14 protein-coding genes are annotated in these 14,336 nt (G+C 66.6%); 7 read left to right on the plus strand and 7 right to left on the minus strand.

Features of this window, described 5'->3' with window-relative positions; genetic code table 11:
- The first annotated feature begins 9 nt into the window (after positions 1-9).
- Positions 10-3,399, plus strand: coding sequence for a mechanosensitive ion channel domain-containing protein (locus QZ613_RS00360; RefSeq protein WP_291868543.1), 3,390 nt, complete (start codon positions 10-12; stop codon positions 3,397-3,399).
- 41 nt (positions 3,400-3,440) lie between these two features.
- Here the strand turns inward: QZ613_RS00360 and QZ613_RS00365 are convergent, their stop codons facing one another.
- Positions 3,441-4,361 carry a LysR family transcriptional regulator gene (locus tag QZ613_RS00365; protein ID WP_043567598.1) on the minus strand — a complete coding sequence of 307 codons (921 nt, stop codon included), beginning with the start codon at positions 4,359-4,361 and terminating at the stop codon, positions 3,441-3,443.
- A 137-nt stretch (positions 4,362-4,498) separates the two neighbouring features.
- Between QZ613_RS00365 and QZ613_RS00370 the strand changes: the two genes are divergently transcribed.
- Positions 4,499-5,365 (plus strand): pirin family protein, encoded by an 867-nt coding sequence (locus QZ613_RS00370; RefSeq protein WP_043567596.1) that lies wholly within the window; start codon positions 4,499-4,501, stop codon positions 5,363-5,365.
- Positions 5,366-5,473: 108 nt separating this feature from the next.
- Here the strand turns inward: QZ613_RS00370 and lysA are convergent, their stop codons facing one another.
- Entirely contained in the window at positions 5,474-6,745 is a 1,272-nt protein-coding gene (gene lysA, locus QZ613_RS00375; protein WP_291868548.1) for a diaminopimelate decarboxylase, read from the minus strand.
- Positions 6,742-6,918, minus strand: a complete 177-nt coding sequence (locus QZ613_RS21010; RefSeq protein ID WP_363319482.1) for a lipoprotein — start codon at positions 6,916-6,918, stop codon at positions 6,742-6,744. Before QZ613_RS21010 ends, lysA begins: the two co-directional genes overlap by 4 nt.
- Before the next feature lie 36 nt (positions 6,919-6,954).
- On the opposite strand from QZ613_RS21010, the gene cyaY reads away from it, so the two are divergent.
- Positions 6,955-7,272 carry an iron donor protein CyaY gene (gene cyaY / locus QZ613_RS00380; RefSeq protein ID WP_043567593.1) on the plus strand — a complete coding sequence of 106 codons (318 nt, stop codon included), beginning with the start codon at positions 6,955-6,957 and terminating at the stop codon, positions 7,270-7,272.
- A gap of 38 nt (positions 7,273-7,310) precedes the next feature.
- Here the strand turns inward: cyaY and QZ613_RS00385 are convergent, their stop codons facing one another.
- From QZ613_RS00385 to QZ613_RS00400, 4 genes are read right to left on the minus strand one after another with little or no spacing between them, the layout of a single operon-like run.
- A complete protein-coding gene (locus QZ613_RS00385; protein WP_043567592.1) occupies positions 7,311-8,735 on the minus strand; it encodes a carbohydrate porin in 1,425 nt (474 codons plus the stop codon).
- Position 8,736: 1 nt separating this feature from the next.
- Positions 8,737-8,988, minus strand: coding sequence for a hypothetical protein (locus QZ613_RS00390; protein WP_291868555.1), 252 nt, complete (start codon positions 8,986-8,988; stop codon positions 8,737-8,739).
- 4 nt (positions 8,989-8,992) lie between these two features.
- On the minus strand, positions 8,993-10,894 hold the full coding sequence (locus QZ613_RS00395) for a ferrous iron transporter B (protein ID WP_043567589.1): 1,902 nt from the start codon (positions 10,892-10,894) through the stop codon (positions 8,993-8,995).
- Entirely contained in the window at positions 10,891-11,181 is a 291-nt protein-coding gene (locus QZ613_RS00400) for a FeoA family protein (protein ID WP_043567588.1), read from the minus strand. Before QZ613_RS00400 ends, QZ613_RS00395 begins: the two co-directional genes overlap by 4 nt.
- A gap of 409 nt (positions 11,182-11,590) precedes the next feature.
- Between QZ613_RS00400 and QZ613_RS00405 the strand changes: the two genes are divergently transcribed.
- Genes QZ613_RS00405 through QZ613_RS00420 form a run of 4 tightly spaced genes read left to right on the plus strand, consistent with a single transcriptional unit; the run spans position 11,591 to position 14,326 of the window.
- Positions 11,591-12,946 (plus strand): ATP-binding protein, encoded by a 1,356-nt coding sequence (locus QZ613_RS00405; RefSeq protein WP_043567587.1) that lies wholly within the window; start codon positions 11,591-11,593, stop codon positions 12,944-12,946.
- A gap of 11 nt (positions 12,947-12,957) precedes the next feature.
- Positions 12,958-13,524: a response regulator transcription factor gene (locus tag QZ613_RS00410; RefSeq protein ID WP_043567585.1), complete on the plus strand. Its 567-nt coding sequence runs from the start codon at positions 12,958-12,960 to the stop codon at positions 13,522-13,524.
- A gap of 2 nt (positions 13,525-13,526) precedes the next feature.
- Positions 13,527-13,934, plus strand: a complete 408-nt coding sequence (locus tag QZ613_RS00415) for an RNA-binding S4 domain-containing protein (protein ID WP_043567583.1) — start codon at positions 13,527-13,529, stop codon at positions 13,932-13,934.
- Between the two features lie 23 nt (positions 13,935-13,957).
- Positions 13,958-14,326: a DUF2784 domain-containing protein gene (locus QZ613_RS00420; RefSeq protein WP_043567582.1), complete on the plus strand. Its 369-nt coding sequence runs from the start codon at positions 13,958-13,960 to the stop codon at positions 14,324-14,326.
- Positions 14,327-14,336 lie beyond the last annotated feature (10 nt).

The raw sequence follows: 14,336 nt of genomic DNA on the forward strand, positions 1-14,336 counted from the left end.
CCGGTGTCCATGGCGTTGCGCGGACAGGGAACGCCTGCTTCTTTCCGGGTGACGCCCCTGGCGGCAATTGTCCGCAGCGCCGTCGTCATCGTCGTCCTGCTTTGCGCGTCGCTGGTCGGCGCCCAGGAAGCACCGCTCCCCGGTATTGCCGACCTGCGCCAGCGGCTGGCGTCGGTCGAACAGTCGGGCGGTCTCAGCACCGCACAGAAAGCGGAAATCACTGCCCTGTATCGGCTGGCCATCTCGCGCATCGAGGCCGCCGAGCGCTTCGAAGACGAGGCGCGCGCCTACACTCAGGCGCTGCTTGACCTGCCTCGCGAGCGGCAGCGACTGCGCGCCGAGCAACAAGCCTACCGGGCGCCGAAAGTCGGCAAGGACTTCGAAAAGCAGGCGCCGGGCGTCGTCGAGCAGGCGCTTCTGGAAGCGGTGGGTGCGGAAGCCATCCTGCGCACGAAACTCGCCCGGGTGCAATCCAGCGTGCAGTCGGAGCGTGCTCTGGCGCTCAAGCAACTGCTGAGTACGGCGCAGGAGGGTGTGGACAAGGTCGACGCCGCCGCGCGCGCCGTCGGCACCTCCGAGCCAGCCGACGAGGCCGAGGCCGCCGCCCGCGCCGCCGCCAAACGCCTCGCCCTGGCCCGCATCGAGGCGCTCAGCCAGCGCCTGGCCAGCCGACCCGCTCGCCTGGCGCTGATGGAAGCCGAAGCCGACCTGCTCGCCGAGCAGCTGGTCAGCACGACCGACTACATCGCCGCCCTGCAGGCGCTGCTGAGTCGGGTCAGCAAAGCCGGCGTCAGCGCGCTGGTCAGCCGGCTCGAGGCGCACCTGCAGTCGCTTGGCGCGGCGCCCGAGGATTTGCGGCGTTTCGCCGAGGTCAATATTCGCCTTGCCCGGTCAGTCGATGAAATCCTCGCCAGGAGACAGCAGGCGGAGGCCGAAAGTGCGCGCCTGCGCGGTGACGTCTCGCTGTTGAACAGCAAGCTGGATACCCTCGATCGTTTGCTCAATCTCAATCAGATCGATCCCTCGGCTGCCTTTGGTATTGCCTTGCGCCAGGAAAGGGACAAGGCTTCGGACGCCATCAATATCGATAGCGCGAGGGCGGCGGCGGAGGGCGAACTGGAGGCCAGCCGGATCGCACTCTTTCAACTCGAGGAGAAGCGTCCGCCCTACGACCTGCCGAGCAAGGCCGCGCTGGAAAAGCTGTTGCGTGGCGCTGCACCCGACTGGGGTAGCGCGATCGATACGCTCCTCGAACAGCGGCGCAGCCTGATTACCCGCCTGAAAAACGAGCAGGCGCGCTACGCCGACGAACTGTCGGCGCTGCTCACTCAGCTCAAGTACTTCTCCGAGCGCTCGCATACCTGGCGCGATGCGCTCGAGAGCCATCTGTTCTGGATTCCCAGCGCGCAACCGATGGGTACGCAGACACTGCGCGCGGCGGCCGAATCGGTGGCCTGGCTCGCGGAAGCGGCGCACTGGCGGGACGTGCGTCAGGCCGTAGCCACAAACCTGGACATCCGCCTGCCCGGATTCCTGGCCGGGCTGGCGTTGCTGCTCCTTGCCATCGCCAGCCGCGGCTGGCTGAAGCGGCGATTGCAGCGCATGGCGTCGCGCATCGGCAACGTGCAATCCGACCATCTGGCGCTGACGCTGGAAGCTTTCGCGATCACCGCGGTGCTCGCGCTGCCACCCGGTCTGCTGCTTTTCGGCCTGGCCTACCTGGTCCATAGCCCTACGGGTTTTGCGCGCAGCCTGGAGACGGCGCTGACGACCAGCGCTGTGCTGATCCTGTTCATGGAGTTCATCCTGCAATTGGTTCGCTCGAACGGCGTCGCCGCCGTGCACTTCTCGTGGAGCCGGTCGACGCTGACGCTGCTGCGTCGCAATACGCGACGGCTGATGCTGCTTTTCGTGCCCATCACCATCGTCATGGTCCTGGTTTCGGTCCATGCGGCTCCCGAGATTCGCGATGGTCTGGGACGAATTTCCCTGATCCTTCTGTGTGTCGCGATTGCCTGGATCGCTTCCCGGCTGTGGCGCCTGTCGCGCCTCAGCCTCGCCGAGACCGACGGCGACAACTGGCTCTGGTATATCGTCTACCTGTGGTATCCGGCACTGATGGCCATCGCCCTGGCGATGATCGTGCTGTCCCTGCTCGGCTATCACTACACCGCTTCACAGTTGCTGCGCCTGACCATGCACTCGATCCTGCTGGTCACCATGGCGACGCTCGTTCACGCCACGCTCGAGCGTGCCTTTGCCGTCTTCGAGCGACGCCTCATGCTGGCCCGGGCAAGCGAGGCGGGCTCCGAGTCGAGCGCGCGAAGCATCGATCGCCATGCCGCGCAACGCGCGGCTGACGCGATTCCCGAAGACGTGCAAGGCTACGAAATCGATCGTCGGACGATCAGCCGACAAAGCCGCGCACTGCTCCGCCTGATCGTTCTGGTTGGCGTTGCTTTCGGCATGGCGTCCATCTGGCAAGGGCTCTTGCCGGCGGTTCGCACGCTCGACGAGATCGTGCTCTGGCGGATGGGCTCGGGCGACGGCACGCTGGCGCCGCAGGTGGTGACCCTGTGGAGCCTGATCGTCGCCGCTACCGTTTTCACCATCGCCATCATCGCCATCAGGAATCTGCCGGGTGCGCTCGAGGTGGCGGTCCTCAGCCGCTTCAACCTGGCGCCCGGCACCGGCTATGCCATAACCATGCTTTTGAACTATCTGATCGTCCTCGTCAGCCTGCTCGCCGCGTCGAACCTTCTCGGAATCGACTGGAGCAAGCTGCAGTGGCTGATCGCGGCGCTCGGTGTCGGTCTCGGCTTCGGCTTGCAGGAAATCGTCGCCAACTTCGTATCCGGCATCGTCATTCTCTTCGAGCGGCCGTTCCGCGTCGGCGACATCGTGACCATCGCCGGGCATACCGGCACGGTGACGCGCATCCATATCCGCGCGACGACGATCAGCGACTGGGATCGCAAGGAACTGCTCATTCCGAACAAGACCTTCATTACCCAGGACTGCATCAACTGGACGCTGTCCGACCCCATCACGCGCTTGATCGTCCCCCTGGGCGTCGAGTACGGCAGCGACACCGAGCAGGTCGTCGACACCCTCATGGAGGTGGCGGGCAGCAATGAAAGCGTCTGCGACGAACCGGCGCCTGCCGCGCTGTTTCTGCGTTTTGGCGAAAGCAGTCTGGAGTTCGAGTTGCGTGTGTTCACGCGCCTGGTCCTCTACCGGAGCATCGTCACCCACGAACTGCACATGGCCATCGACAAGGCGTTTCGCGAACGTGGAATCACGATGTCGTATCCGCAACGCGATGTGCATCTGAGCACCGATTCGCCGCTCGAAGTTCTCGTGAAGGCGCCAGCGTCGGAACCCGGTGCGCCGTCATGAGCGTTCGGCGATTGCCGCCCGGCTGTGCGCGCCGACCCTGATCAGGGCGACTTGCCCGGCTCCGTCGAACAACGCGTGGCGACCGTTTCACGAATGATCCCGGCCAGGCGGCGCACGCCCGGACCGGCAAAATCAGTATCCGCGAGAACCAGATATAGTGGCACCAGCCGTTCACGCCCCGCGCGCAGTGGCAGCGCTTTGAGCAGTCCGCTCGCCAGCTCGTCGCGGATGTGCTCAAGCGGCAACCAGGCGAAGCCGTAGCCCATGCGTATCGCCTGAATCGAGCTCGCCATTTGGCTGACTGTCCAGCGCTGGTCCACCTCCACCGATAGCGTCCGCCGATCGCGGGTCGCGCCGGTGTCGCTGACCAGTACGTGGCGGTGCGCGCGCAGATCACGCGCGCCGAGTTCTCGCCCGAGCCCGTGCAGCGGGTGGTCACGATGGGCGACGGCGACGACCGGCATCTGCAACAAGGGGTCGCCGAGAAAGCCGGGCGGTGTCTGCGGCGCAATCGCCAGGTCGGCCTGGCCGGTGAGCAGCGCCTCGGTCGTACCGCCAAGCACCGATTCGATCACCGTGATACGCGTGCGCGGGCTCTCGGCGCCGAAGCGCGCCAGGCAATCGAGCAGTAGCCAGGTCGGGAAGAGGATTTCCGCTGCCAGGTGAATCTCCGCCTCCCAGCCAGCCGACAGGGCAAGCGCGGCAGCTTCCAGGTCCCTGGCTTCGTCGACCAAGGCCAGCGCGCGTCGGTAGAGCATCTGCCCGGTCGGCGTCAGCACCGCCTTGCGTCCCTGGATCGCGAAAGCCTTGAGGCCGAGCAGCGATTCTATCTTCTGCACCGCGTAGGTCACCGCCGACTGGCTCTTGTGCAGAACCTCTGCCGCCTGCGCGTAGCCACCGGCATCGACGACGGCGATCAGGGCTCGCCATTGTTCGAGGGTGATATGCGGAGTCTCGGGCATGTATCCAATGAATAGATAAAAAGTAGCGAAATATTGTTCTTTTTTATCTTAAGGGTAAATAGTCAAATGAGGGCATACGCAACGGAGCTCGGCGTTGCCGACTTCCCCGACCCTTCTCCCGCCAAACAGGAGGCCCCATGAACACCCGTAACCTGCAACAAGTGATCCGCTCCATCCCCACCTCGGACGGCGCCGGCGTCAAACTCCGGCGCAGTCTTGGCCACGCCCCTAACCTCCGCCTCGACCCCTTTCTGCTGCTCGACGAGTTCTCGTCCGAGAACGCCGACGACTACATTGCCGGCTTTCCCGATCATCCGCATCGTGGTTTCGAAACCGTCACCTACATGCTCGACGGCCACATGCTGCACGAGGATCATCTCGGTAACCGCGGTGACCTGCGCAGCGGCGGTGCGCAATGGATGACCGCTGGGCGCGGCATCATCCACTCGGAGATTCCACAGCAGCAGAGCGGCCGCATGCGCGGCTTCCAGCTGTGGATAAACCTGCCGGCGCGCGAAAAAATGAAGCCGGCGGCCTATCGCGACATCCCGTCGGAAGCGATTCCGCGGGTCATGCTGGCGGGCGGCGTCGAGGTCAAGGTCATTGCCGGCGCGCTGACCGTCGGCGCGCAGACCATCGCTGGACCGATCCAGGGCATCAGCACCGAACCGCTGTTCCTCGACGTGCGCCTGCCCGCCGGAACGTCTTTCGCGCAACCGTTGCCGGCCGGCCACAACGCTTTCCTCTATCCCTACGAGGGGCGGCTTGGCGTCGGCGCCAGCGATGAGCGGCGCGCCCTGGCGGCGCACGAGGCCGGCATTCTGTCGCCTGCCGAGGTGGTTGAACGGCTCGAAGTGAGTGCCGACGACGGTGCTGCCGCGTTTCTGCTACTCGCTGCCCGCCCCCTGCGTGAGCCGGTGGTCCAGTACGGCCCCTTCGTGATGAACAGCCGCGACGAAATCGAGCAGGCCGTTCTCGACTATCAGAACGGCCTGCTGGTCTGATCGTTGGCGCCTGCGCATCCCGGAGACAGGGTGGACAGGCTAGCGAAGCAATTCCCCGCCCCCGCCCCCGTCATTGCGAGCGGGCTGCCGCCTTCCCGTGGCGTGCCGTCAGGGCAGGCGTTGCTCCAGCGCATACAGCGCTTCGGCGCTTTCGCGGCGGCGGACGAGGTGCGCTTGCGCGCCGTCGACCATGACTTCGGCCGCGCGCGGGCGGGTGTTGTAGTTCGAACTCATGGCCATGCCGTAGGCGCCGGCGGAGAGTATGGCCAGCAGGTCGCCTTCGGCGAGCGTCAGTTGGCGGCCGTGCGCGAGAAAATCGCCGGATTCGCAGATCGGGCCGACGATTTCCCATTTGGCGGCATCGCCTGCACGTGCGGCCACGGGGACGATGTCGTGCCATGAGCCGTACAGCGCCGGCCGGGCGAGGTCGTTCATTGCCGCGTCGACGATGGCGAAGTTCTTGACTTCACCAGGCTTGAGATACTCGACGCGGGTGAGCAGGACGCCGGCGTTGCCGACCAGGCGGCGGCCGGGTTCGAGCAGGATGCGCAGTGGCCGGCCCCGCAGCCTTGCGAGCAGGGGTTGCAGGTAGGCGTGGACGCTGGTCGGCACGTCGTCGTCGCTATAGCGGATGCCGAGGCCACCGCCGAGGTCGATGTGGTGCAGGGCGATGCCGTCGCTGGCCAGTTGGTCGACCAGCACCAGCAGCTTGTCGAGCGCTTCCGCAAAGGGCGCCGCGTCGAGCAGTTGCGAGCCGATATGGCAGTCGATGCCGCTGACGTCGATGTGCGGCAGGGCGGCGGCCTGTCGGTAGAGCGCCCGCGCTTCGTCGTAGGCGACGCCGAACTTGTTTTCCTTGAGGCCGGTGGAGATGTAGGGGTGTGTGCCGGCGTCGACGTCGGGATTGACACGCAGGCTGATCGGCGCGCTCTTCCCGAGCCTGCCGGCGACGGCGTTCAGGCGCTCGAGTTCGGGGGCCGATTCGACGTTGAAGCACAGGATGCCGGTGTTCAGCGCCAGTTCCATTTCGGCGGCGGTCTTGCCGACACCCGAGAAAACGATGCGCTGCGGATCGGCACCGGCGGCGAGGACGCGCTTGAGTTCGCCTGCCGAGACGATGTCGAAGCCGGCGCCACGGCGCGCCAGGACGTCGAGCACGGCGAGGTTGGAGTTGGCCTTGACGGCGTAGCAGACGAGTGCGTCAAGCCCGGCCAGTTCGTGCTGGAACTCGTCGAGAGCGCTCTCCAGCGCCTGCCGCGAGTAGACCCAGCACGGCGTGCCAAACTCGCTTGCAATGTCGCTGAGCGGCACCGACTCGGCGTGCAGCACGCCGTTGCAGGTGTGGAATGGAGTCAATGGGGTCAGCGGATCGGGCGTCATTTGCTCGGCTTCTCGGCGCTCGCGGGCACCGTGCTAGAATCGTCGGCAGCCGCCGCCGGGCTTGGCGGGGGTGTCATGGCCACCGGTTGCGGGGGGAGCGTCAGTGATCCTCGGCTGCCGCAGCCGGCGAGCGTGGTGGTTGCCAGCAAAGCCAGCGCAAGATAATGCCGCATAGGTCGAATCGCCAAAACGGGAAATGTTAGCACAGGATGAATGATAGCGAATTCAACGCGCTTGCCGACGCAGCGCTGCAGGAGATCGAGGCGGGACTGGAACGCAGCGGCGCCGATCTGGACTTCGAAATGGTCGGCGACAGCGTGCTCGAAATCGAGTTCGCCGACGGCGGCAAGATCATCGTCAACCGCCACAACTCGGCCAGGGAAGTCTGGGTGGCAGCCCGGTCGGGCGGTTTTCATTACCGCTGGGACGGCAGTTGCTGGCAGGATACCCGCGGCGGCGAGGAACTGATGGCCGCCCTGTCGCGACTGGTTTCGGCGCAGGCCGGGGAAACGGTCGTGTTGCGCTGACGTGCGCTTGCCGACCCGTGTCTGCGCGCCGGCAGCGATCAGAAAGCCAGTTGCAGGCGTGCCCCGGCGACGGTGGCGTCGGGTAGCGACAGCCCCGGATTGAGGATGCGCTGGATCAGCGGCTGCACGATCACGCCGCGCGCCAGCTGCGCCTTGTAAGTCACTTCGACGACCGTTTCACTGCTCGACGACAGCGGTGTGTCGAGGTCGGCCGCGAGCAGTTGCCGTCCCTGCGGGCCGACGTGCGCGCGCGTCGCCGCGATGCCGAACACGTCGTCTTCGCGGCCGGCGAAGACGCCCTGCCAGGAGATGCCGGCGCTGAGCGAGTAATCGATGTTGTTGGTCTTGCCGTCGGTCACCCCGTAGCGCAGGAAGGCGCTCAGATGGCGACTGGAATCGGGGACTCGATAGAGGGTCTGTTCGCCAAGAGCGTAGGCGCCCCAGTGCGTCGTGATTTTCGCGTCTCCTGCTGCATCGACGGCGACCAGCTCGGGGAACTGCGGCGTGAAACGCCAGGCGCCAAGGGCCAGCTTGCTGATCGGTGCGAAGCCGTCGGCCGCGTTGGCCACCGAAGCGGTATCGCCGAGCTGCACGCCCAGCTCGGCCGGCCGCAGGCCGACTTCACCGATGAGCATGCTGCCGCTGCCCTGTTGCCAACTGATGTTCGGGCCGGCGCTTGCTGCACGATCGGTTGGAACGCCGCGGGTGAGGGCCAGCATCGCGTACCAGGCCGGGTCGGGATCGACTCGCAGACGGGCGCCCCAGGTGCTGGTCGGATAGATCGACGGGCCGGCCAGGGTGCCGAAGTCGCCCGCCTCGGCGGACATTCCGAACGACGGATGCAGAAACACGCTTGACGAATCGGTGACGTAGAACTCGGAGTCGATCGGATAGAGGCCAAGGCGCAGCGACGCCTTGTCGTCGGCGAAGGACTGCTGCAGCCAGGCCTGGAAAATGCCACTGCGGTTGACCGGCGCTTCGATGTTGTCGACCCCCATCAGGCTGCCGACGTCTTTGAGGTTGACGCGCGCGCCGCTGTTAGCGATCACTTGCAGGTACGCCATTCCGCCCTGCCAGCCGAGCAGCCTTTCGCCGTCGAGGTGCACGATCAGGTCGACGTGACCCATGTAGCCACCGCCGCGTTTGAGGCCGCCGCTGTTGTTGCGCAGGTAGTCGGCGGTATAGAGGAGTTCGAGCCCGACGCCGGCGTCGTAAAGGCGCTGGCGCGCGCCGTTCCAGTCGCCGCTGAGCGTGCTTTCCTGCCAGTCGGGCGCAGCGCCGTCAGCACTCCCGCTCATCGTCGCCTCGCGCGCCGGCCCGCCCTCGCTTTCCAACTCGTCTTGCCGTTCGCTCGCCGGGTCGCCAGTCGCCGTGGCAGCCATTGCCGACCAGGGCTGGGCGAGGATCGAGCCGAGCAGCAGGATGGCGAGCGCCGCCTGGCGGGAGTGATGGTGAGATCGCATGCTACGAATCCTTCCTGTTGATGAACAGTACGGGCTGCGGTCCTGTCTTGCCGGCGCAGCCGCTGCAGCCGCCACAGGAGCTTCTTGCTCGGGCAGCGGCGCGCCGGCGCACGGCGTCGGGATCGGTTTTCGCAAGGCCCATGCCCTGCGCCAGCCTCGCCGCGTGCTCGGCAAGCGAGAAACGCGCCGCTGTGGGGAGCAGTCGCCAGCCAGAGTAGAGGCCGGCGCAGGCGACTGCGGCGTATACAATCATATCCTCAAGCATGGCCGCCCCCGGTCAGGACGAGTGCCACCCGGTAGGTAACGAACGACGCGAGGTAGGCCAGGGTGAACAGATAGCCGGCCATCAGCAGCGGGTAGCGCCACGAGTTGGTCTCGCGCTTGACGGCGGCGAGCGTGGCCAGGCACTGCGGGGCGAAAACGAACCAGGCGAGCAGCGAGAACGCCGTCGGCAGCGACCAGCTCGCGGCCAGTAGCGGGCCGAGCTGTCCGGCCACGTCGTCGCCGGTCGCCGAGAGGGCATAGACCGTGCCGAGCGCTCCGACCGCTACTTCACGCGCCGCCATGCCGGGAACCAGGGCGATCGAGATTTGCCAGTTGAAGCCGATCGGGGCGAAGATCACTTCGAGCGCCTGTCCCAGCATGCCGGCGTAGCTGTACTGGATCGCCGGGCCGCTGGCGCCTTCCGGCGCGCCGGGAAAGGTCGACAGGAACCACAGCAGAACGGTCAACGCGAGAATGATGTTGCCGACGCGGAGCAGGAAGATTTTCGCGCGTTCGAGCAGGCCGAGCAGCAGATTGCGGCCGTGCGGCAGACGGTACGAAGGCAGTTCCAGCAGCAGTGGATGCTGCAGGCCCTTGCTGACCGTCATCTTGAGCACCGCGGCGACGGCCATCGCGCTGACCACGCCGGCGACGTAAAGAGCGAACAATACCAGGCCCTGCAGGTTGAAGACGCCGACCATCGTCTGCGGAATGAAGGCGCCGATGATCAGCGCGTAGACCGGCAGGCGCGCCGAGCAGGTCATCAGCGGTGCGATCATGATCGTCGCCAGGCGGTCGCGCCAGTTGCTGATCGTGCGCGCGGCCATGATCCCGGGAATGGCGCAGGCGAAGCTCGAGAGCAGGGGGATGAACGAACGCCCGGACAGGCCGACGGTCCCCATCAGGCGGTCGAGGAGAAACGCCGCACGCGGCAGATAGCCCGAGTCCTCAAGCGCCAGAATGAACAGGAAGAGAATCAGGATCTGTGGCAGGAAGACGAGCACGCCGCCGACGCCGGCGACGATGCCGTCGACGAGCAGGCTGCGCAGCAGGCTTTCCGGCATATGGGTGCCGAGGAATTCGCCGAATGCGCCGACGCCGGCGGTGATCATCTCCATCGGCAGCCTGGCCCAGCTGAATACCGCCTGGAACATCAGGAAGAGAGTGGCCGCCAGAATCAGCAGCCCCCACACCGGGTGCAGCACGACGCGATCGATGCGCTCGTCGAAGCGCGTGTCGATCGCCGGCTCGCGGACGCAGGCGGCGAGAATCCGGCGCACCTCGCGCTGCGTGGCGGTCACGTCGGCCGCATCTGGCGCCAGCCAGGCAGCCGCCGGTGGCCGTGCGCCGGCGTGCCCGGGTGGCTTCGCGGGCACGGCGGATTCGAGCTCGGCGAGCAGGTCGCTGGCGCCGCCGCGTCGGACGGCGACGGTGTTGACCACCGGCATGTCCAGTTCGCGCTGCAGCGCGGCGACGTCGATGGTGATGCCGCGCTTGCGCGCCAGGTCGGTCATGTTCAGCGCCAGCATCATTGGCAATCCCAGGCGCTTCACCTCGAGCACCAGGCGCAGGTTGAGCTTGAGGTTGGTGGCGTCGCTGACGCAGACGATCATGTCCGGGCGCTGTTCGCCGGCGAGGGCGCCGAGGACCACGTCACGGGTGATTTCCTCGTCGATGCTGGCGGCGTTGAGGCTGTAGGCGCCGGGCAGGTCGAGAAGGCGAAATTGCCGGCCGGCCGGGGTCGTCAGTTGCCCCTCCTTGCGGTCTACGGTGACCCCCGGATAGTTGGCGACCTTCTGCCGGCTGCCGGTGAGCAGGTTGAACAGCGCGGTCTTGCCACAATTCGGGTTGCCCAGCAGGACAAGGCTCAGTGCTGCTTCGCCGGTACTGCTCATGGCTTCGCCCGCCCGTTGCGCAGCGGAGCGACCAGCACCCGCTCGGCTTCGAAGCGGCGCAAGGCGAAGATCGTGCCGCCGACGCGTACGGCAATCGGCTCGCCACCCGGAAAGCCACGTGCGACGACGCGTACTCGCTCGCCGTCGACGAAGCCGATTTCGTACAGCCGCAGCGCCAGCTCGCGAGCAGCGTCGCCGCCAGCGGCGGCAACGTTGCCGCCGCTCACCGTACCTTCGTGACCCTGGGGAAGGTCAAAAAGGGAAATCAATTCCAATGCGCCATTCATGTCGTCTGCCACCTTCCTGCGAGTGCGTCTGTAGAGCTGCGAATACGTTCGAGCGTTCACGAAAAGACGGCGAGGCTCCGGGAGCGTTGTCGCCGTCAGTGCAGTGCACCAGAGGCAAGGCTCCGCGTGCACAGGGTGCAATATACATGAGAATCATTCGCAACAAAATAGCGTGGCGTGGTTATTTTTGCAGGCTTCGATGGCGCCGGCGGCTCGGTCCGGATTCTCCCGACGAGTGGCCAAAGAGTGGCGAGGGTTTTGGCACGCGTGCGTCAGATCGCCGCAGCCTGGGTCAAGCCACGGGGCTAGGCGTAGAATCGCAGTTTTCGACTCCTCTGAAGCGCTGCCAACCACGATGTCTCAAGCCACTCGGGCGCTAGACGGGAAGCACAGGCAGGCGCCGGCTTTCATGCCCGGCAGCACGAATCCGCTGACCCGTGTGCTTGTGCTGCGGCGCATCGAGGTGCTCACCCAGTCCGTGGTCTTGCTGCTGGCGGTGGCCTGGCTGAAGATACCGCTCGACGTCGCGCCGATGATGCTGGTCATCGCCCTGCTCGCTGCCGTCAACCTGCTCACCCGCTGGCGCCTGGACCGCGGTGGCCCGGCGAGCGAGGGCGAAGTCTTCGTTCATCTGGCGATCGACGCCGGCGCCCTCGGCGTCCTGCTCTATTTTGCCGGTGGTTCGGCCAACCCCTTCGTTTCGCTGTTCCTGCTGCCGCCAACGCTGGCCGCGGCGATGCTCCCGGCCCGCTACGCCTGGGCCATGGCGGTGGTGACGCTGACCGCGTACACCTTTCTGATCTTCTGGAAGCTGCCGCTGCCGCCGCCGCAGGGCGATCTCGCCCAGTTCGACGCGCTGCTCGCCCGCGCCACCGGTGGCGCGACCGAGCACGCCATCCACGGCAGCGGCTTTGCCTTGCACATTCTCGGCATGTGGTTGAACTTCGTGATCAGCGTTGGCGTCGTCGCCTTCTTTCTGACGCGCATGGCCGCCGCGCTCAAGCAGCGCGAACGCGAACTCGCCGCGGCGCGCGAAGCGGTTCTGCGCGACGAGCAGATTCTCTCGCTGGCCACCCTGGCCGCCGGCGCGGCGCACCAGTTGGGGACGCCGCTGGCGACGATGGCGGTGGTCATCCGCGAGCTGGAACTGAACCACGGCAGCGGCGACGCCGAGCTGCGCGAAGACCTGCTGCTGCTGCGCGAACAGGTCGACCGCTGCAAGCAGACGATTTCGCAGATCCTGGCTTCGTCCGGACACGGCCGCGAGGACAGCCTCGGCGCGCTGGCGCTCGACGCCTACCTGCAGCACGTGCTTGACGAATGGCAGTTGATTCGCCCGCACGCGCGGCTCAGCGCGAGCTGGCAAGGCGCGCAGCCGGCGCCCCTGATCGCCGCCGACCGCACCCTCGCGCAAGCGCTTCTCAACCTGCTCGATAACGCCGCCGACGCTGCCGACGCCAACGGCGCCGGCCAGGAAGTGCTACGCTTCTCCGCGTCCTGGGATGCCGACGCCTGCCGGATCGAGATTCTCGACGCCGGTTCGGGGCTCGCTGGCGAGGCGATGCAGCGCGTCGGCGAAGCCTTCTTCACCACCAAGGTCGACGGCGGTGAGCGTTCCGGTGGCCTTGGCATCGGTCTGTTTCTGACCAACGCCACGCTCGAACGCCTGGGGGGCAGGGTGGAACTCCTCAACCGCCAGCAGCCGCCCGGCGGCGCCTGCACCCGCGTCACCCTGCCCCTGGCCCGCCTGAAAGCGCAACACTGAAAGCTGACCCGATGTCCGAGAGAATGCCGAAACTGCCTGACGACGAGCGCTCGACGCTGCTGCTGGTCGACGACGACGATGTTTTCCGCCGCGTCCTGGCGCGTGCCCTCGAACGCCGCGGCTACGCGGTGAGCGTTGCGGCGAGCGTCGATGCAGCGCTGGTCAGCGCGCTCGAGCAGCCGCCCGAGTATGCCGTCGTCGACCTGAAAATGCCGGGTTCCTCCGGGCTGGTGCTCATCGAGAAACTGATCGAGCTGGACCCCAACACGCGCGTGGTGATGCTCACCGGCTACGCCAGCATCGCCACCGCCATCGAGGCGATCAAGCTCGGCGCCCTGCATTACCTGGCCAAACCCTGTGACGCCGATCAGGTCGTCGCGGCGCTCAACAAGAGCAGCGCGGGCGACGCGGCGACGCCGGTAGCCGGCTCGCCCCTGTCGGTCGACCGGCTCGAGTGGGAGCACATCCAGCGCGTTCTGGCCGAGCAGCAGGGGAATATCTCGGCCACCGCACGCGCCCTGAAAATGCACCGCCGGACGCTGCAGCGCAAGCTCGGCAAGCGGCCGACGCGGGAGTAGCCATGACCGGCACTGGCGAGCCCGGCAGCGCGGAACGGATGCGCATCGACAAGTGGCTGTGGGCGGCGCGCTTCTACAAGACGCGCTCGCTGGCGGCGCAGGCGATCGCAGCCGGCCATGTCCGGCTGGCCGGTCAGGCGGTAAAGGCGGCGCGCGAGCTGCACGTCGGCGAGAGCCTCGAAATCGTCGTCGGCGACAGCGTCTGGAACGTCGTCGTGCGTGGCCTGAACGCACAGCGTCGCCCGGCACCGGAAGCGCAACAGCTCTACGCGGAGACAACCGAGAGCCGCGAGCGCCGACTCGCGCAACAGGAGGCCAGGCGCCTCGCGCCGGTCCCCGGCAGCGACCTGCGCGGGCGACCGACCAAGAAGGCCCGGCGCCTGATCCGCGGCTTCAACGACAACTTCTGAACGGCAGGAAGGGGGCCCTGGCCATGAGCTACCGCCTGCTGGCAGACGCTGTCGTTTTCGCGCATCTGCTGTTCATCGTTTTCGTTATTCTTGGCGGTGGGCTGGCGCTGCGCTGGCCGAGGCTCGCAGTGGTCCATCTGCCGGCAGCGTGCTGGGGAGCCTTCATCGAACTGAGTGGCGGGATTTGCCCGCTGACGCCGCTGGAGAACGCCTGGCGGCAGGCCGCCGGCGAGGCCGGTTACGCCGGCAGCTTCATCGAGCACTACCTGCTGCCGATCATCTATCCGGTTGGGCTGACCCGTGACATCCAGTTTGTTCTGGCGGCGGTGGTGATCGTCGTCAACGTCGGTATCTACGGCTGGCTGCTCTGTCGCTGGTGGCGCTCGCGCTGACTCAAGCCGA

It is taken from the genome of Candidatus Accumulibacter sp. ACC005, from assembly GCF_907163215.1.
In the GTDB taxonomy this organism is placed as follows: domain Bacteria; phylum Pseudomonadota; class Gammaproteobacteria; order Burkholderiales; family Rhodocyclaceae; genus Accumulibacter; species Accumulibacter regalis.